General features: G+C 65.3%; 16 protein-coding genes. 7 read left to right on the top strand and 9 right to left on the bottom strand.

Annotation, left to right across the window (positions count from 1 at the left end):
• Position 1 precedes the first annotated feature (1 nt).
• On the bottom strand, positions 2–1,666 hold the full coding sequence (locus tag PKKP23_RS05065) for a cbb3-type cytochrome c oxidase subunit I (RefSeq protein WP_126876033.1): 1,665 nt from the start codon (positions 1,664–1,666) through the stop codon (positions 2–4).
• Between the two features lie 699 nt (positions 1,667–2,365).
• Here PKKP23_RS05065 and PKKP23_RS05060 point away from each other — a divergent pair.
• From PKKP23_RS05060 to PKKP23_RS05050, 3 genes are read left to right on the top strand one after another with little or no spacing between them, the layout of a single operon-like run.
• A complete protein-coding gene (locus PKKP23_RS05060) occupies positions 2,366–3,340 on the top strand; it encodes a helix-turn-helix domain-containing protein (protein WP_126876032.1) in 975 nt (324 codons plus the stop codon).
• Between the two features lie 10 nt (positions 3,341–3,350).
• Positions 3,351–3,536 (top strand): hypothetical protein, encoded by a 186-nt coding sequence (locus PKKP23_RS05055; protein WP_126876031.1) that lies wholly within the window; start codon positions 3,351–3,353, stop codon positions 3,534–3,536.
• 33 nt (positions 3,537–3,569) lie between these two features.
• Entirely contained in the window at positions 3,570–4,019 is a 450-nt protein-coding gene (locus PKKP23_RS05050; RefSeq protein WP_126876030.1) for a DUF3331 domain-containing protein, read from the top strand.
• Between the two features lie 27 nt (positions 4,020–4,046).
• Here PKKP23_RS05050 and PKKP23_RS05045 read toward each other — a convergent pair whose 3' ends face one another.
• The 6 genes from PKKP23_RS05045 to PKKP23_RS05020 all read right to left on the bottom strand — a co-directional run bounded on the left by PKKP23_RS05045 (position 4,047) and on the right by PKKP23_RS05020 (position 10,929).
• Positions 4,047–5,036, bottom strand: coding sequence for a cytochrome d ubiquinol oxidase subunit II (locus PKKP23_RS05045; protein ID WP_126876029.1), 990 nt, complete (start codon positions 5,034–5,036; stop codon positions 4,047–4,049).
• A gap of 32 nt (positions 5,037–5,068) precedes the next feature.
• Positions 5,069–6,463, bottom strand: coding sequence for a cytochrome ubiquinol oxidase subunit I (locus PKKP23_RS05040; RefSeq protein WP_126876028.1), 1,395 nt, complete (start codon positions 6,461–6,463; stop codon positions 5,069–5,071).
• The gene (locus PKKP23_RS05035; RefSeq protein ID WP_126876027.1) at positions 6,453–8,801 is read right to left on the bottom strand and encodes an FdhF/YdeP family oxidoreductase; all 2,349 of its coding nucleotides are present in this window, start codon (positions 8,799–8,801) and stop codon (positions 6,453–6,455) included. Before PKKP23_RS05035 ends, PKKP23_RS05040 begins: the two co-directional genes overlap by 11 nt.
• A gap of 153 nt (positions 8,802–8,954) precedes the next feature.
• Positions 8,955–9,314: a hypothetical protein gene (locus PKKP23_RS05030; protein WP_126876026.1), complete on the bottom strand. Its 360-nt coding sequence runs from the start codon at positions 9,312–9,314 to the stop codon at positions 8,955–8,957.
• Between the two features lie 113 nt (positions 9,315–9,427).
• Positions 9,428–9,943, bottom strand: coding sequence for a Dps family protein (locus tag PKKP23_RS05025; protein WP_126876025.1), 516 nt, complete (start codon positions 9,941–9,943; stop codon positions 9,428–9,430).
• A 71-nt stretch (positions 9,944–10,014) separates the two neighbouring features.
• Positions 10,015–10,929, bottom strand: coding sequence for a bestrophin family protein (locus tag PKKP23_RS05020; protein ID WP_126876024.1), 915 nt, complete (start codon positions 10,927–10,929; stop codon positions 10,015–10,017).
• A gap of 357 nt (positions 10,930–11,286) precedes the next feature.
• On the opposite strand from PKKP23_RS05020, the gene PKKP23_RS05015 reads away from it, so the two are divergent.
• From PKKP23_RS05015 to PKKP23_RS05000, 4 genes are all read left to right on the top strand, one after another.
• Positions 11,287–12,108 (top strand): alpha/beta fold hydrolase, encoded by an 822-nt coding sequence (locus PKKP23_RS05015; RefSeq protein WP_126876023.1) that lies wholly within the window; start codon positions 11,287–11,289, stop codon positions 12,106–12,108.
• A 184-nt stretch (positions 12,109–12,292) separates the two neighbouring features.
• On the top strand, positions 12,293–12,673 hold the full coding sequence (locus tag PKKP23_RS05010) for a response regulator transcription factor (RefSeq protein WP_413214079.1): 381 nt from the start codon (positions 12,293–12,295) through the stop codon (positions 12,671–12,673).
• A gap of 54 nt (positions 12,674–12,727) precedes the next feature.
• The gene (locus PKKP23_RS05005; protein ID WP_176048871.1) at positions 12,728–14,551 is read left to right on the top strand and encodes a PAS domain-containing sensor histidine kinase; all 1,824 of its coding nucleotides are present in this window, start codon (positions 12,728–12,730) and stop codon (positions 14,549–14,551) included.
• Positions 14,541–15,215: a response regulator transcription factor gene (locus PKKP23_RS05000; RefSeq protein ID WP_126876021.1), complete on the top strand. Its 675-nt coding sequence runs from the start codon at positions 14,541–14,543 to the stop codon at positions 15,213–15,215. The genes PKKP23_RS05005 and PKKP23_RS05000 overlap by 11 nt, the downstream gene beginning before the upstream one ends.
• An 81-nt stretch (positions 15,216–15,296) precedes the next feature.
• Here the strand turns inward: PKKP23_RS05000 and PKKP23_RS04995 are convergent, their stop codons facing one another.
• Together PKKP23_RS04995 and PKKP23_RS04990 are read right to left on the bottom strand one after the other, a co-directional pair.
• Positions 15,297–15,953 (bottom strand): response regulator transcription factor, encoded by a 657-nt coding sequence (locus PKKP23_RS04995; RefSeq protein ID WP_126876020.1) that lies wholly within the window; start codon positions 15,951–15,953, stop codon positions 15,297–15,299.
• Positions 15,950–16,753, bottom strand: coding sequence for a sensor histidine kinase (locus PKKP23_RS04990; RefSeq protein ID WP_126876019.1), 804 nt, complete (start codon positions 16,751–16,753; stop codon positions 15,950–15,952). The genes PKKP23_RS04995 and PKKP23_RS04990 overlap by 4 nt, the downstream gene beginning before the upstream one ends.
• Positions 16,754–16,757: the final 4 nt, after the last annotated feature.

Raw genomic sequence — 16,757 nt, 5'->3', positions numbered from 1 at the left:
GTCAGCCTCCCATCGAGATCGCGTGGCGAGCCGGCGCCGCGTCGGAACGCGCGCTCTGCCGGCCGAAGATGAGCGCGAAGAAGTGATACGCGAACACGAAGTGGCCGGCCGTCATGAGCGCGCCGCCCAGCGTGCGAGCCTCCAGATACGGCGTGAGAACTTCCACGGATGCCATGAACGGACGTGCGGGGTCGAGCAGCGCGATGCCTTGCAGCACGCCGCCGATCGTGAGCGAAACGAAGTAGATGGCAAAGCCGATGGCCGCGAGCCAGAAGTGCAGCCAGATGAGTTTCGGGTAAGGCCATTCGCGTTCGAGCACGCGCGGCATCGCGAAGTAGATCGAGCCGAACATGATCATCGAGAAGAACCCGTAGAGACCGAGGTGCGCGTGCGCCACCTTGTACTGCGTGAAGTGCACGAGCCGGTTGAAGAACGGCAAGGCCTCCAGCGACCCCTGCAACGACACGAGCGTGTACAGCGCGGCGCCCAGCACGACGAAGCGCAGCGTGGGCGAATGCTTCAGCGCGCCGAAGTGGCCCGCCACCGTCATGTGATGGTTCACGCCCACGGCCAGCACGGGGACAATCATCATCACGCTCTGCACGACAGAAACGCTTTGCAGCCATTGCGGCACCGGGCCGCCCAGCAGGTGATGAATGCCGGCCTGGCTGTAGAACATCGCGAGCGCCCAGAAGCCGACAAGCGAGAGCGCGTACGAATAGATGGGCCGCCCGAGCACCTTCGCGATGAAGTAGTAGGCGGCGGCAAGTCCGATCGGCGTGAGCCACAGGCCGAGCACGTTGTGCGCGAACCACCAGTTGACGATGGCCTGTTCCACGCCGAAGTGCACGCCCGGCACTTTCGCGACGACGTAGAGAATGGGAAACCACAGCAGCGCGGCGGCGAGATACCACACGGAAACGTAGAGGTGGTGCGTGGTGCGCCGTGCGATGGTCATGAGGAGCGGCACCGCCACGAGCGCGCCGCCCACGGCGAGCAGGATGCCGATCTGCCAGGGAATCTCGAGCCATTGCAGGCCGTCGGTCCATCCCGAGAGAATGGCGGCGATGCCCGCGGCGAGGCCGGCATTCCAGAGCCAGGCGCCGGCAATCGCGAAACGTTCGCCCGCGAGTTGTGTCTTCAGCAGGCGCGGCAGCATCCAGAGGGAGATGCCGATGCCTGCCATGGAGGCCCACCCGTACACCACCATGTTCAGATGCGCGGTGCGCACGCGGCCGAACGTGAGCCAGGCGGACTGCGTGAGAAAGTCCGGCGAGGTGAGCTTCTGCGAAGCGATCAGGCCCGCCACGGAACCCAGCAACAGCCAGAACACCGAGGAGCACAGAAAGACGAAGGCCGGCCCCCGGCTCGACGCGTCCTGCTGCGCGCGTTCCTGGAGTTCCCGGATCAAGGCGGGCGAATCGCCTGTCGGGCCGGAGCGTGCGCCTGGGGCCGCGTGCGCCGCGGCCTGCTGGAGGGCTTCGCGACGCGATGCGGACAGCGCCGGGTCTTCGGTCTGTCCCACTTCCCCTTCGGCGAAGATCACCTCGGCCGCATCGGGGCCGGCCCGCATCAGCCCGTTCATTTGCGCCCAGAGGAACAGGAAGAGGCCAAGCACGGAAATCAGAAACGACAGCGCGAGCAGCGTGCCAATCGTAAAGTTCATGTCGACAAAGCTCCTCGTTGAGATGAATGCGCGGCGTGAGCGCGTAAAGCGTCCCCCTCGAGCGGCAAGGACTCGATGGTGTGCGTCGGGAGAGGGGCGAACGGATGCGGCTACGGTCTGAGACAGGGCGCTACGGCGAGAGCGAGTATAGGTAGCGCTATCGCGCTTGTAATATTCAAATTCGTCATTGCTGGCATACCTTTTTGGTATCGCGTGCGCGTCGATGGTCAGGCGGCACGCGATGTCACCAGCATGCGGGCTCTCTCTGCCTGCCTGTTTTCACGTCGAGCCGCGGTCTTTGAGATTCGCACGATGGCGGCGGCGAGACCGCGCATCGCATGGCGAAGCCCACCTATACGGACGTATAGAACGTCCCATCCAATTGCCGACGCAGCGTTCGCATGCGCCTGGGTTCGTGCGCGAGCCGCGCGCCGCTTTGCAGCCACGCAGCCGCAAGAAGCGGCGCGTCTCCACTGTGCGGGCCGTGGGCCGTCCACACGCCGTGCTCTATGCACGACGCTGCAGTGCCCGACTAAACCTTCATATGACGCGATCAAACCATCGGCGGGCCTGAGCCACCCTTTCATGGCTTCGGACAACGCCTTTGTACGGCTGGTTGGGCGCACCGCGTTTCGATACCTTGTGTTCACCGCGCCGCAGACCCCGCGCGCAATGCTTCACGATCCCAGGTAGCCAGCCATGATTCTCTTGTCACCGAAACTTTCCGAATCCGCCGCCTCGGCCTCCGATGCCGTGGCGCTTGCCGGCTCGCGGCCGGTGTCCAGTCCGATCAGTGCCGAGCATGCGTGGCGCGATCCCGGCGCCGCTGCCTGTGATGCCCACATCGCGCTCTCGCGCTGGACCCGCAACGCGGCGCAACCGCTCGAAGTGGTCAACAACGGTAGTCCGCGCTGGCATTGCATCGGCATCAACCTGAAGTGCACCACGCTGACGTTCTCGCATGCCGGGCGCACGCTCGTGCAAGGGCGCGTGACGGCCGGGGCCGCGCAGATCACGGCGCCCGGCGTGGCGTGCCGCGCGGCCTTCGACGCGCCGAGCGACGTGCTGCATCTGTTCGCGTCGCAAGCGGTGTTCGCGGAATGCTACGAGGACCTGTTCGGTCATCCGTATGCGGGCGATATCGTGATCGACGACCCGCGCCTCGTGCGCGACCCCGCGCTCGAACGGCTGGGCCAGGCGCTTGCCGTCTCGCATACGCAGGACGCCACGCTCGGCAAGGTCTTCGCCGACAGCGTGAGCCTTGCGATCGTGTCGCGCATCGTCGCGCGGCACTTCGCAGCCGACGGGCGCGACGCACGCGATACGCGGGGCGCAGCGGCGCTGCCGCCGTGGCGCATGCGCCGCACCGTCGAATACATCGACGCACACCTGGCCGATTCCATTGGCCTCGCCGACATGGCGCAGAGCGCGGGCCTCACGCGCATGCATTTCGCGGCGCAGTTTCGTCGCGCAACCGGCTTGCGGCCGCACGAATATCTGATGCGGCGGCGTATCGAGCACGCGCAGCAGTTGCTGCTCGAAACGCGCCACGGCGTACTCGATGTCGCGCTTAGCTGCGGCTTTCGCTCGCAGGCGCATTTCACGACGGTGTTCAAACGCTTTGTCGGCGAAACCCCTTACTGCTGGAGGATGAAGGCCCATGTCGATCGATGAGCAGATCCCCATGTTCCTCGCGATCAGCGAGGCTTTTTTTCGTGCCGCCGGCAGTGCTTTGCCGGCCAGGCATGCGTGGCTCGCGGCCGGTCCCTTTCCGGAAGTGCGGATGCCGTGCTGCGGCTTGCGCGCACACGACGCCAACTGGGCGACGCGCACCGAGAGCGACGACACGTTCGGCGCGCGGCGCGTCTGAACGATCCAATCTATCGACACAACGAGGACAGCAATGGACTTCGCGACGAACATGACCACCGTAGACCCGTGGACGCAGACACTCGGCCTGCTTTCCCAACTGTGTGGCGGCGACACCCGGCCTGCGGCGCGTGGACGCGAGGCGCAGGCCGCGCGCATGGCCGGTTCCGCAGCAGCATCCGCGGGGACGTCATCCGCGCCTGCGCAACCGGGCAGTGCGATGCGCCGCTCGGTCTCGCTGAGCGTGATCGAGCGTCCCACTTCGACCACCGTGACCATCGCGTGGCGCGATGCGACGCACTGCTCGTACGGCGACCAGCTGTGGCACGTGGCACGCGCACGCAGAAGCGGCATCTGCGCCATGAGCGGGCGCGCGATCCGGCGTGGCGACCTCGTCTACCATCCGCGGCGCAGCCGCCCCAAGCCGCTCAACGACGGCGCAATGATTCTTGCCTCGGTGCTGTGCGAAGTGGACGCAGGGTGAACGGTCATCGCGCGAAAGCCGGGCGGGTCACTCGCCCGCTCGCGCTGTACCCATTACCTTGCCGCGGAAGACCGAGTACTGATAGAGGTTGTAGCCGATCATCACCGGAAACACGAAGCCGATGCCGATCAGCATGAACACGAGCGTGGCCGTGTCGGATGAGGCTTGAAGGATGCCCAGCCTGCCCGGCACGAAGTCGGGATAGAGGCTGACGGCAAGACCCGTGAACGAGGCGACGAACAGCACGATGGCGGCGCGAAACGGTCCGCGCACGCTGCCCAGATAGAGCGACCCGACGAGCCACGCGAACGAAAGCGCCGCGCACGCGGCCAGCACGGCAAGCAGCGGAAACACGCCGGGCTCGAGCCACCGTTCGCGTCCTGCTGCGCTGCCGGCCCACGTGGCCGCCGTCAGCAGGGCCGCGGCGGCAACGGTCAGCACGGCGCTCAGCAACGCAATGCGCCGCGCCCACTGTTCGAGTGCGCCCACCGTTTTCTTCGCGAGGTAAGTTGCACCGAGCAACGTATAACCCGTCACCACGCCGATTGCCGCGACGACGGAAAACGCCACGCCGAACGCGCCGGGCGCGAGCCCCGTGACGATGCGGCCCAGCACGATGCCCTGCGAGAGCGCGGCCACCAGGCTGCCCACGCCGAACACGGCATCCCACGCCGGCCCATGCCGGCCGCCGTGACGAAACTCGATGGCCGCGCCGCGCATGATGAGTCCGGCGATCATCGTCATCACGGGCACGTAGAGGCTCTGCATCAGCAGCGCGTAGGCGGCCGGAAAGGCGCCGAACAGGGCGCCTCCCACCACGACGAGCCAGGTCTCGTTCGCGTCCCACACATGGCCGATCGACTCGACCATCACGTCGCGCTCGGCGCGGCCGCTTTTGAGCAACGTGAGCATGCCCACGCCCAGATCGAAGCCGTCGGTCACTACGTAGAAAACGAGCATCAGGCCGATCAGGGCGAACCACGTGAAGGCCAGCATGGAATGAGCGGAAGTGTTCATCGGCATTTCGCCCGCGGGGGCGCGCAAAGAGGTCAATAGTCCGCGGTCGTGGCCTGCTCGCGGATGGCGAAGGGACGGGGCAGCGGAGCGGCGAGGTCCGGGCCGCTCTTCAACCAGCGACGCGCGAGCGCGAAGAACGTGACGAGCAGCACCGCGTAGAACGCGGCGAACATCGCGAGGCTTCCCGTCACCGAGGCAGGCGGCACCGCCGATGCGGCGTCGCTCGTGCGCAGCAGCCCGTAGATCACCCACGGTTGCCGCCCCACCTCGCGCACGATCCAGCCGGCTTCCACGGCGACGTAGGGCAGCGGAATGCAGAGCACCCATGCCGTCAACAGCCTGCGCCGCGCGAGCAGCCGGGCCAGGTCGCCTCGCGCGTGGTACAGGGCGTACATCGTCCACACCGCGAGCAGCGCCAGCACGAAGCCGATGCCGGCCATGGCGCGGAAGGCGTAATAGATGAGCGGGATCATCGGCGGCTGGTCGGCGCGCGGGAAGTCGGCGAGACCTTTCACCTGCCCGTGCAGCGAATGCGTGCCGATGACGCTCAACAGCCCCGGGATCTCGATCGACCAGTCGTTGCGCTGTTGCGGTTGATCGGGCCAGGCCAGCAGCGACCACGGGGCGCCGGTGCCGGGCGCGTTGGTGGTCCAGTGGCCTTCGATGGCGGCGCCTTTCGCGGGCTGCGTCGCGAATACGCTGACGCCGCTGGAGTCGCCCAGCCAGATCTGCAGCGGCGCGACCACAACGAGCATCGCGAGAGCAAGCTTGAACGAACGCGCAAAAAACGCGGGCTGCCGGCGGCGCAGCAACTGCCAGGCAGAGATACCGGCAATCACCACCATGCCCGTTTCGATGGCGGCTGCCCACATGTGCGAAACGCCCCACACCATGTCCGGATTGAAGATGGCGGCCACGTAGTCTGTCACCATCAGTTTGCCGTTCACCACCGTCACGCCGGCCGGGGTTTGCATCCACGAGTTGGCCACCATGATCCAGAACGCGGAGAGCGTGGAGCCCAGCGCGACCATCGACGTGGCGAACAGATGAACCCTGGGCGACACGCGGTTCCAGCCGAGCATCATCACGCCGACGAATCCCGCTTCGAGCATGAACGCCATCGCGCCTTCGAAGCCCAGGATGTTGCCGAAGAACGAGCCGCTGAATTGCGCGAACCCGGCCCAGTTGGTGCCGAACTGGAACTCCATGGGAATGCCGCTCACCACGCCCACGGCGAAGTTGAGCACGAGCAGCCGGCTCCAGAAGCGCGCATGGCGGTAGTAGAGCGCGTCGCCGGTGCGAACCCACAGCGCTTCGACCAGCAGCAGAAACGCGGAGAGGCTGATGGTGAGGATGGGCCACAGAATGTGGAAGATCGCGGTCAGGGCGAACTGCGCACGCGAGAGGCCGACGACATCACTGAGCATGGCCGTGCTCCCCGGCGTTGAACGCCACGGCGAACGCAGCGGAGTCGGGCCCCACGGCGGCGGCGCGAATCACCTTGACCGGCACCGACTTGTACGACGGCGTGCGGCTCTGCGGATCGAAGGCGTCGAGCGGCACGAGCGGGTTCACTTCCGGGTAGTAGGCGCCGCAGCAGCCGTCGGGCAGCGAGTATTCGATCACCTTGAAGCCGCGCACGATGCGCTCGATGCCGTCGTCCGAAAGCGCCACGATATCGACGCGCTCGCCCGGGTGCAGGTTGCGCCGGCTCAATTCGCGCGGATTCATGAACACCACGTCGCGCTGCCCGAACACGCCGCGATAGCGGTCCGAGTGCGAGTAGAGCGTCGTGTTGTACTGGTCGTGGCTGCGCATGGTCGTGAGGCGTAGCGCGTCGGGGTCGTCGTGATGTAGGTCTTCGTCCAGACCGCTGAACACGAGAAAGTTCGCGCGGCCGCTCGGCGTGGCCCACACGCGTTCGCGCGCCGTGGAAGCCAGATGGAAGCCGCCCGGCACGCGAATGCGTTCGTTGTAGGCCTGGAAGATCGGAAACACGGTTTCGATGGCGTCGCGAATGCGATCATAGTTCGCAACCAGTTGCTCCCAGGGCACGCGCGACGCGTGGCCCAGCGTCGCGCGCGCGATGCCGGCAACGATGGCGGGTTCGCTGCGAAGATGGTCCGAAGCCGGCGCGTTGCGGCCCGCCGACGCGTGGACCATCGACATCGAATCTTCCACGGTGATGGATTGCGGCCCTTCAGCCTGCACGTCGATTTCGGTGCGGCCAAGGCACGGCAGGATGAGCGCTTGCCAGCCGTGCACGAGATGGCTGCGGTTGAGCTTGGTCGCCACATGCACGGTGAGGTCGAGTCGCCGCATCGCGGCCTGCACGCGGATCCAGTCGGGCACGGCCGCCGCGAAGTTGCCGCCGAGCGCAATGAAGACGCGCGCGTAGCCGCTCATCATCGAGTCGATGGAGGCCAGCACGTCGTGGCCGTGCGCGGCGGGCGCACGAAAGCCGAAGGCGCGTTCGATGCCGTCGATCAGCGCCGGCGAGGGCTTTTCGGTGATGCCGACCGTGCGGTTGCCCTGCACGTTCGAGTGTCCGCGAACAGGGCAGATGCCCGCGCCCTGGCGGCCCACATTGCCGCGCAACAGCGCGAGATTCGCGATCTGCTGCACGTTCTCCGTACCGCGCCGATGTTGCGTGAGCCCCATGCCGTAGACCAGAATCGCGTTTTGCGCATTCATGTAGACCTGCGCGGCGTTCGTGATGTCGGCTTGCGAGAGCCCGGAGCAGCGTTCTATCGCGTCCCACGGCGTGGCGCGCAGGTCTGCGAGTAACGCGTCGATGCCCGCCGTATGCCCGGCGATGAACGTGGTGTCGAGAATGCGTGGTGCGCTTGCGGCGAGTGCGGCATCGTCCGCTTCCACGATCGCCTTCATCATGCCCTTGAGCACGGCGACGTCGCCGCCCACCCGCACCTGGTACAGGAACGTGCTGATCGGCGTGGAGCCGAGCGTCGCCATTTCGAACGGGTCTTGCGGTGCGGCGAAGCGTTCGAGCGCGCGCTCGCGAAACGGATTGAACGAGACGATCTTCGCGCCCCGGCGCGAAGCCGCGTGCAGATCGCTCATCATGCGCGGGCTGTTCGTGCCGGGGTTTTGCCCGAAGATGAAGATGGCGTCCGCGTGCTCGAAGTCTTCGAGCAGCACGGTGCCCTTGCCGACGCCGATGGATTGCGGCAGTCCCACGCTCGTCGCCTCGTGGCACATGTTCGAGCAGTCGGGAAAATTGTTCGTGCCGAACTCGCGCACGAAGAGCTGATAAAGGAATGCGGCTTCGTTGGAGGCGCGCCCAGAGGTGTAGAAGTCGGCCTGATCGGGGTGGTCGAGCGCATTCAGGTGCTTGCCGATCAGCGCGTAGGCGGCGTCCCATTCGATGGGCACGTAGCGGTCCGAGGCTCTGTCGTAGACCATCGGGTGCGTGAGGCGCCCGGCCATTTCGAGATCGTAGTCGTCCCAGGTTTCGAGTTCCGCCACGCTGTGCGCGGCGAAAAATGCCGGCGTGCAACGCTTCGCCGTGGCTTCCCAGGCCACGGCCTTGGCGCCGTTCTCGCAAAACTCGAACGACGACGAGTGTTTGGGGTCGGGCCACGCGCAGCCGGGGCAGTCGAATCCTTCAGGCTGGTTCATGTGCAGCAGCGTCTTTGCACCGGACACGGCGATGCCCTGCACCGCGAGCGCCTCGCCCGTCGCCTTGAGCGCGCCCCATCCGCCGGCGGGTTCGCTGTAGATCCGTACGACTTTCTTGCGGGCCATGTCAGATTCCTTGTTCCGTTCGACTCGATCCTCGCTGATCGGCGCCGGATGGGATTGAGGCATCGCCGTGCGCGTTTTGAATTCGCACGCTGGGTTTAGCGTTGCCGTTGCCGCTACCGCTGTGAGAGGCGTTGCGCGCAGCCATGGCGTCGCTCAGGTCCAGTGTTTCGAGTCGGTAATCGACTGCCGGTAGCCCGGAGCGAGACCGAACGGGCGAGGCGCCGCGCGCGGGCGCAGCGCGTTCTTCGAGTCGGTCAATCGCGTCGCATTCGCCGCGGACGCGGGCGTTCCCTGACGACGCGCAGCATGTGCGGCTTGCGGTGCGTTTAGCGTTTCCAGCGCGTCCGGGGCGTCGCTTGCCATGCGTTCCAGCGGCAGCTGCATGTCGGCGCCGACGGACATGACCGCGTCGACGAACGCGGGCAACCCGACGACATGGGTCACGCCCGCGGTCACCGCTGCCAGCGCGATCAGGCGAAACGGCTTCACGGATCTCACGGCGATCGGCTTCATGGGTAACACTCCGTGCGACACGAATCGCCAACCCGTCTGCCGGCGCCGCAGGGCCGCCGAAGCCGCCGGTGCATGCCGGCGTGGGACGAGCGTTCGAAAGTTGGCTGCTTGCGTTAGCGGCTTGCTTCGGCGAGAAACCAGGCGCGCCGCTGCGCCTCGTCGATCCAGTTCTCGATCAGGCTCGCCGTCGCGACATCCCGGTGGCGTTCGCACACTTCATGTGCGGCCAGCATGAAGGCGGCAAGCTGGAGGTTGTCGTGGCGCAGCTCGCTAAGCATTGCTTCGGGGCTCAGGTGGGTCGCGTCGTTGTCGGCGATGCGCTGACGTCGCGCCACGTCGCCGATCGAACGCAGCGTCGTGCCGCCAATCTTGCGCACGCGCTCGGCGATGTCGTCGGCAATGGCGAAGATCTGTGCGCCTTGCTCGTCGAGCATCAGGTGGTAGTCGCGAAAATGCGAACCCAGCATGTGCCAGTGAAAGTTCTTCGTTTTCAGATAGAGCGCGAACACGTCGGCGAGCAGCGGGTTCAGTGCATCGGAGATTTCGCCGATGGCGCGCTCGTCGAAGCCGGCGGGCAATCGCGTGTCGGCGGCGTGAGTGGCGTGCGTGGCATGTGTGGCGTCTGACATGGTGAGACTCCTTTCGATGAATATGGATGACGGGGCGCGCGGGGTGCCCGCCATGCAGGGCGCGGCGGCGGTCAGGTCAGCTCATAGCCGTCGCGGGTGGGAAGGGGAGGCGGTAGGGGCGCGCCGCACATTTCGAGCAGTGTTCGCTCGATGTGCCGGACGATCGAGTCGAGCGCAAGGCTGTTCTGCGTTGTGCCGAACGGCTGGGACATCTCCGCCGCGATGGCTTCCAGCGCGAGCAGCGTGTACGAAAGAAACACCGACATGAGCGGCGTAAAGATGCCGACGGAATTGACGAGCCCGAATGGCAGCAGCAGGCAGTATGTGTAGACCGTGCGATGAACAAGCACGGCGTACGGAAACGGCATGGGCGTCGACGCGATGCGTTCGCATCCGCCCGCCACGGCGTGCAGCTCGTCGATGTGCTGGTTCCAGACGTATAGCGACGTGTCGCGCACGTCGTTGGTCGTCGCGAGCGCGGCAATGCGACCGCGCATCTCGTGGAGTATCTCCGCGGCGGGGTAGGCCTTCGTCGTGGCGGTGGTAGCCACCGGCAGCGAGTCCGCGCGTTGCCCGCCCTCGACGGGCACGGGGCGCAACTGCGACTTCAGCGCATGCGAGAACGCGATGATGCGCTTCACGAGTTCGATCCTGTCTTCGTGGGAGACGGCGGGCGCGAAGCACAGCAGGTGCGACGCGAATGCACGCGATGCGACGAGTGCCTGGCCCCACAGCGCCCGCGCCTCCACGTAGCATTGGTAGCTCGCGTTGTTGCGAAACGCGAGAAAGATCGCAAGCGTCAGCCCGATCAGCGTAAACGGCGTGGTGTCGGGCAGGATTTTTTCGCCAAAGATCGTGCCGTTGCTGAAGAGCGCGAACAACGCGACGAGCAGCAGCAGGGCGAGCTGCGGAATGATCGTGCGAAGGACTGAGCCCTTCCAGACGAAAAGCATACGAAGCCAGTTTTCATGGTTTCTGACGATCATTTCGTGGGGCGCCGACGTCGCGGTAAGAGATGAGCAGCAAGGGCCGAGCGGCAAAATCGTGAGCCGATCTTGACGGCTCACGCGCCGCGCGGCTTTCGAATTCGCCCGCCGTGCAGACAATTCGCACGGCGGCCGGCGGCAGGTGCCACGAAGCAGCGAAGACTGGGCGCTGTGACCGTGCAGAACAGAAAACGCCGGTTCGGATTGAAAAGGTTTGCGCCTGTGCGCTTCGATACTGATGCCGGTGCGCGACCAGGCTGCCTGCAAGACACGAGCGGGACGGGCGTCGCGCGAATCGCCGTTTGCGGCCTGCCTCGTGCAGCGCTGCGAAAGCGGCATCGACCGGGAGCATGAACGATGGCAACGCTTGTATTGAAGGACGGCGCGGAACTCTTCTACAAAGACTGGGGCAGCGGGCGCCCCGTCGTGTTCTCGCACGGCTGGCCGCTGAACGCCGACGCGTGGGATGCGCAGATGATGTATCTCGCCGCGCGCGGTTATCGGGTGATCGCGCACGACCGCCGCGGCCACGGGCGCTCCAGCCAGCCGTGGGCGGGCAACGAGATGAACCGTTACGCCGACGACCTGGCCGAATTGATCGACTGCCTCGATCTGAAGGACGCGGTGCTGGTCGGGCACTCCACGGGCGGCGGCGAGGTGGCCCGCTACATCGGCCGGCACGGCACGGGCCGCGTCGCGAAGGCGGTGCTGATCGCAGCCGTTCCGCCGCTCATGCTGAAGACGCCCGCCAATCCCGGCGGCTTGCCGCTATCCGTCTTCGACGACATTCGCAAGAACGTCATGCAAAACCGCTCGCAATTCTTCAAAGATCTGGCCACGCCGTTCTACGGCTTCAACCGGGCAGGCGCGAGCCCGTCGCAGGGCACGGTGGATGCGTTCTGGTACGCGGGCATGCAATGCTCGATCAAGGGCGCGTACGACTGCATCAAGGCATTCTCGGAAACCGACTTCACCGACGACCTGAAGAAGATGAACGTAGCCACGCTCGTTTTGCAGGGCGACGACGACCAGATCGTTCCGATCGACGATTCCGGCCGGCTTTCGGTCGAGATCGTTCCCGATGGCCGTCTGAAGGTCTATCCGGGCGCGCCGCACGGTATGTGCACGACGCACGCCGACCAGGTGAACGCCGACCTGCTCGCGTTCATCGAGGCTTGACGGGCGGCAGAGCAAAGGCGCTTGCATTCGCGAACCGGCCGGCGACGACTTTTTCCGCGATGCAACCGCTCCTATACCTACATATGATTTTCGCGGCCGGGCGTTTTCATTAAGATCCGTTCGACGTAGCGGGCAGTCCCGCCCGCTCACAGTGTCATTTCGGCCGAGGACCCGTCGTTTGCACATGAATCTGATCGTTTCGATTATCGACGACGACGAGTCGGTGCGCGTCGCGACATCGAGCCTCGTGCGCTCGCTCGGCTGGGGCGCGAGGCTCTACGCATCCGCCGAGCAGTTCCTCGCGAGCGACGAGGTGGACGGCGTGACCTGCATCATCTCCGACGTGCAGATGCCGGGCATTTCGGGGCTGGAGATGTATCGGCGTCTTCTCGACAGCGGCGTCCGGTTGCCTGTCATTTTCATTTCGGCCTTCGCGTCGGACCTCGTGCGCCGGCAAGCCCTCGACATCGGCGCGCTGTGCGTGCTGAGCAAGCCTGTCGATGCCGCCGAGGTTTCGCGTCATCTGGAAACGGTGAAGGCCGGTGGCGCGAATGCGGCTCGTTAAACGCGCCGGCGCGCCGTTTTTCTCTTTCTCGGGGCGGCATGCCGCCGGATGGCGATGGCGTTGAATCCAGGATCGACCAGACTCTGGCGGGAGAACGCGGGCTTGCCGTATGCCGTTGCGGGCGCTGTTGCGCTGACCGTTTTTACGATCGACGCGTTCACGTCGCTCGATATCGCGATTGCTGTGCTGTACGTAGTCGTCGTGCTGCTGGTGGCCTCCGCCGGATCGCGCCGGACCACCGCCGCCGTTGCATACGGCTGCGTGGCGCTGACGCTGATCGCGTTTGCGCTGTCGCACGACGAACACTATTCGGGCGGCGCGGTGGCGCGCTGCGCGGTCAGCGTGCTCGCCATCGTGATAACGGCAATGCTCGCGCTGCGCGATCAGGCCAATACGGCGATCCTGCGCGAACGGCTCGAACTGCTCGATCTCACGCACGATGCCATCGTCGTGTACGACATGAACGACCGGATCACGTTCTGGAATCAGGGCGCGGAAAAACTCTACGGCTGGACGGCCGCGCAGGCCATCGGCCAGCCCATTCACGAACTGACGCAAACGCACGCCACCAGCTCGCTCGAAGACATTCGCCGCGAAGTACTGCGCTCCGGGGCATGGCATGGCGAGGTGCAGCGCGTGCGCAAAGACGGCGAGATCGTGATGATCTCCAGCCGATGGGCGCTGTGGCGCGACCTGCGCGGCCAGCCCATCGCCATTCTGGCCACCAACAACGACATCACGGACCGCAAGCAGGTGGAGCACGCGCTGCGGCGCAGCGAGGCCTTTCTCTCGGACGCGCAGCGTCTCAGCCACACGGGCAGCATTGCCACGCGTCTCGCCGACGGGGCCATGTGGTGGTCGGAAGAAACGTACCGGATTGTCGAACTCCCCGTTGACGTGGCGCCCGGCATCGACCAGATCGTGGCGCGCGTTCATCCCGACGACGCGGCCGCCGTGGGCGAGGCGCAGCACCGCGTGATGACGGGCGAGCCGTACGTCGATATCCAGTTTCGTCTGCTGATGCCCGATGCCCGTGTGAAGCACGTCCACTATGTCGCGCATCTGGTGGCTCAGCAGGCCGAAGCCGAATATGTCGGCGCGCTGATGGACATTACCGAGCGTGTGGTCGCGCAGGACGCGCTCGAACGTTCGATGGCCGAGCTTGCGCATGCCACGCGGGTGACGATGCTGGGCGAACTGGCCGCCTCGATTGCGCACGAAGTGACGCAGCCGCTTGCAGCCATCGTGACGGCGGGCGACGCGGCGTTGCGCTGGCTCGACCGCCCGCAGCCCGATGTGGCGGAAGCGCGGCAATCCATCGAGCAGATGATTCGCGACGCGAAGCGCTCGACCGACGTGATTCGCCGCATCCGCGGTATGGCGCGCAAACGCGCGCCGGACGAGGCGGTGCTCGATCTGAATATGGTTGTGAGAGAATCGCTCGACCTCGTTCGGCGCGAGCTGGAGAGCCAGAAGATCGACGTCGAAACCGACTATTCGGGCTCACCCCAGCGCGTACGCGGCGACCGCGTGCAGTTGCAGCAGGTGGTCGTCAATCTCATGCTGAACGCGGTGCAGGCGATGTCGGGCGTCAAGCCCGGCGCGCGCCGCCTGCTGATCCGCACGCGTACATTCGACCACCGCCACGCACAAGTGGTCGTGGAAGACACCGGCACGGGAATTCGCGAGGCGGATTTCGATCGGCTCTTCAGCGCGTTCTTCACGACGAAAGAGGACGGCATGGGCATGGGACTCTCGATTTGCCGGTCCATCGTGGAAGCCCATGGCGGCCGTATCTGGGCCGAGTTCCGCGAGCATCCGGGTGCGGTCATGCAGTTCGTGTTGCCACTCGACGAGGAAATGTGTCATGAGCACTGACGCGGAAGATCCAGCCGGGCAATCCATCGTCTATGTCGTCGACGACGACGAGTCGATGCGAACGGCGGTCGACATGCTGCTTCGGTCGGTGGGATTGCGCGTGGAGGCGTTTGCGTCGGCGCAGGAATTTCTCGCGTTCGACAAACCGGACGTGCCGAGCTGCCTCATTCTCGACGTGCGCCTGAAAGGCCAGAGCGGTCTCGCGGTTCAGGAGCAGATCGCGGCTGCGGACCTGCATCTGCCGGTCATTTTCATGACCGCGTATGGCGACATCGCGATGTCGGTGAAGGCGATGAAGGCGGGCGCAATGGATTTTCTCGCCAAGCCGTTTCGCGAGCAGGACATGCTGGACGCCGTGACCGCTGCGCTTGCGCGGGACGAGCAGTGGAGAAGCGAGCACCGGTCGCTTGCAGAGCTTCGTCGCCGTTACGCGACGTTGTCGGCACGCGAACGCGAAGTGATGGCCTTTGTGGCGAGCGGTCTGATGAACAAGCAGATTGCAGCTGAAATGAACCTGAGCGAAATCACCGTGAAGATTCACCGCGGCCAGGCCATGAGGAAGATGGAATCGCGTTCATTGGCCGACTTCGTACGCAAGGCAGAGGCACTGGGCATCAATCAGCCGGGGGAAGCCGCTGCGGCGGCGAAGGTTCGGAGCAGTTGAATCTGCTTGTCGCATGATGGCGGTTGCCTTCAGCGAGACTCGCTCGTTGGCGCGTATTCAGTCGCACATTCAACCGCGCCTTCAACCATTCTCCGCCTGCCGCCTCTCGCGATCGACGAGGCCCAGCGCGTCGGCCTTCAGCACGAAATCGGCGAGCGACGGCGACTTCATTTTCCTCATCGCCTGGCCGCGATGCAGTTTCACCGTGATCTCGCTCAGATTCAATTCGTCTGCGATCTGCCTGTTCAGCAAGCCGTTCGCCACCATCGTCATGATGGTGCGCTCCCGCGGCGTCAGCAGTTCGTAGCATGCACGCAGGATGGCCGCGGACCGTTCGGCGGCGCGCCGCTTGCGGTCGGTCTCCAGCGCGCGGGTGACCGCATCGATCATGTCCTGAGCCCGGAACGGTTTCGTCAGGAAGTCGATGGCTCCCGCCTTCATGGCCTCAACCGACATGGCAATGTCGCCATGCGCCGTCATCAGGATTACGGGAAGGCGCAGTCTGTGCGCAATCTGCCGCTGCACCGCCAGTCCGCTTTGCCCCCTGAGCCGAACGTCGAGCACGACGCAGCCTGGTGCGTCGGGCAACTCGAGCGCGAGGAACGCTTGCGCCGTGGCGAACAGCTTCACGTTCAAACCCACCGAGTCGAGCAGCGATTCGACGGCCTGACGCATCGCGCTGTCGTCGTCTATCACGAAGACGGTCGGCTCGTTCGCGCCGCCTGGCGTTCCCGTCATGCCGTGCTCCGTCTGTCGAACTCGCAAGGCATGGCGTTTGCCGCGGGCACGCTGAATTCCACGGTGGCGCCAGGCCCGTCATTGTTCTTCATCGAAATTTCGCCCCCCAGCGATTGAATGATGGTTCGGCAGATCGACAACCCCAGGCCCAGGCCGTCGGGCTTCGTCGTAAAGAACGGCTCGAAAAGCCTCTCGGCGTTTTCGGCGTGGATGCCTGATCCCGAATCGCGCACGGCGACGACGTGGCCGCGATGGTCGCAGCGCGATTCGATGACAAGCTCGCGTGCGGGACCGGCCGCTCGATCCATTGCCTGAATGCCGTTCATCACGAGATTCACGATCACCTGCGCAAGCTGAATACGGTCGCCCAGGGCCGGGCCCAAGTCGGGATCGAGCTTTGTCTTGAGCGTAACGTCGTGATTCAGGAGTTCGCGCCGCACGAGCGGGACGACGTCTTCGACGACGTCGTTGATGAAGAGCGGCGTGACGTGCGGCGGCGTGCGCATGGTCAGCGCGCGCAGGTGCCGGATGATCTCGGCGGCGCGCTGGCATTCGGCCGTAATACGCTGCAGACACGACAACGTGTTGCCGATGTCGGGCGAATCCCTGCCCAGCCAGTTCAGCGCCGCGGCGCTTTCTGCGCCGATTGCAGCAAGCGGCTGCCCCAGTTCGTGCGCAACCATGGCGGCCATCTCGCCACAGGTCGTGACGCGCGCCGCCTTGCACGGCGACCCGCTGTTTCGTCTGCGGTTGACGATACCGGCAATCGTCACCGGGAGCATGGCGAGCAGGCACTTCATGGCT

Source organism: Paraburkholderia kururiensis JCM 10599 = LMG 19447, from assembly GCF_003986935.1.
Lineage (GTDB): Bacteria > Pseudomonadota > Gammaproteobacteria > Burkholderiales > Burkholderiaceae > Paraburkholderia > Paraburkholderia kururiensis.
This window is presented reverse-complemented; position numbering and strand designations above follow the sequence as displayed.

Excerpts from the sequence above, each read along its gene's own strand:
- PKKP23_RS04990 (WP_126876019.1), bottom strand. The coding sequence starts at position 16,753 with ATGAAGTGCCTGCTCGCCATGCTCCCGGTGACGATTGCCGGTATCGTC.
- PKKP23_RS04995 (WP_126876020.1), bottom strand. The coding sequence starts at position 15,953 with ATGACGGGAACGCCAGGCGGCGCGAACGAGCCGACCGTCTTCGTGATA.
- PKKP23_RS05035 (WP_126876027.1), bottom strand. The coding sequence starts at position 8,801 with ATGGCCCGCAAGAAAGTCGTACGGATCTACAGCGAACCCGCCGGCGGA.
- PKKP23_RS05045 (WP_126876029.1), bottom strand. The coding sequence starts at position 5,036 with ATGAACACTTCCGCTCATTCCATGCTGGCCTTCACGTGGTTCGCCCTG.
- PKKP23_RS05025 (WP_126876025.1), bottom strand. The coding sequence starts at position 9,943 with ATGTCAGACGCCACACATGCCACGCACGCCACTCACGCCGCCGACACG.
- PKKP23_RS05055 (WP_126876031.1), top strand. The coding sequence starts at position 3,351 with ATGTTCCTCGCGATCAGCGAGGCTTTTTTTCGTGCCGCCGGCAGTGCT.
- PKKP23_RS05000 (WP_126876021.1), top strand. The coding sequence starts at position 14,541 with ATGAGCACTGACGCGGAAGATCCAGCCGGGCAATCCATCGTCTATGTC.
- PKKP23_RS05040 (WP_126876028.1), bottom strand. The coding sequence starts at position 6,463 with ATGCTCAGTGATGTCGTCGGCCTCTCGCGTGCGCAGTTCGCCCTGACC.
- PKKP23_RS05030 (WP_126876026.1), bottom strand. The coding sequence starts at position 9,314 with ATGAAGCCGATCGCCGTGAGATCCGTGAAGCCGTTTCGCCTGATCGCG.
- PKKP23_RS05015 (WP_126876023.1), top strand. The coding sequence starts at position 11,287 with ATGGCAACGCTTGTATTGAAGGACGGCGCGGAACTCTTCTACAAAGAC.
- PKKP23_RS05050 (WP_126876030.1), top strand. The coding sequence starts at position 3,570 with ATGGACTTCGCGACGAACATGACCACCGTAGACCCGTGGACGCAGACA.
- PKKP23_RS05060 (WP_126876032.1), top strand. The coding sequence starts at position 2,366 with ATGATTCTCTTGTCACCGAAACTTTCCGAATCCGCCGCCTCGGCCTCC.
- PKKP23_RS05010 (WP_413214079.1), top strand. The coding sequence starts at position 12,293 with ATGAATCTGATCGTTTCGATTATCGACGACGACGAGTCGGTGCGCGTC.
- PKKP23_RS05065 (WP_126876033.1), bottom strand. The coding sequence starts at position 1,666 with ATGAACTTTACGATTGGCACGCTGCTCGCGCTGTCGTTTCTGATTTCC.
- PKKP23_RS05020 (WP_126876024.1), bottom strand. The coding sequence starts at position 10,929 with ATGATCGTCAGAAACCATGAAAACTGGCTTCGTATGCTTTTCGTCTGG.
- PKKP23_RS05005 (WP_176048871.1), top strand. The coding sequence starts at position 12,728 with ATGGCGTTGAATCCAGGATCGACCAGACTCTGGCGGGAGAACGCGGGC.